Here is a 298-nt window from a genome sequence, read left to right on the forward strand (position 1 = left end):
TTGTAAATGGCAGCCAGCTCTCGACGGGAAAGGTTCTCGACCACGCCCCGGTGCAACACCTCAAGCTTGAACTCAAGGGTGTAAGCACAACGCTGCCGGATAAGCCCGGCGTTACCATGGTGACGATATGCCGCGACCCATCGCCTCACCATGCTTTCCGCAACACCGAATTTCCTGGCAAGGAGCTTATAGCCCCCTTTGCCAGCGAGGTACTCGCGAACCACTTTCCCCTTAAACCTTACATCGAATTTCCTCACGGAACCTCCAAGGTCGTGTCCAACTCTTGGGGGTCAGTTCA

At 55.4% G+C, this 298-nt stretch carries 1 protein-coding gene; it reads right to left on the bottom strand.

The annotated features are described in order from the left end of the window. Positions 1–257: helix-turn-helix domain-containing protein (locus P0D96_RS48600; RefSeq protein WP_408321519.1), on the bottom strand; the 257-nt coding region annotated here is incomplete at its 3' end. Positions 258–298: the final 41 nt, after the last annotated feature.

The organism is Paraburkholderia sp. RL17-347-BIC-D, assembly GCF_046027915.1.
In the GTDB taxonomy this organism is placed as follows: Bacteria; Pseudomonadota; Gammaproteobacteria; order Burkholderiales; family Burkholderiaceae; genus Paraburkholderia.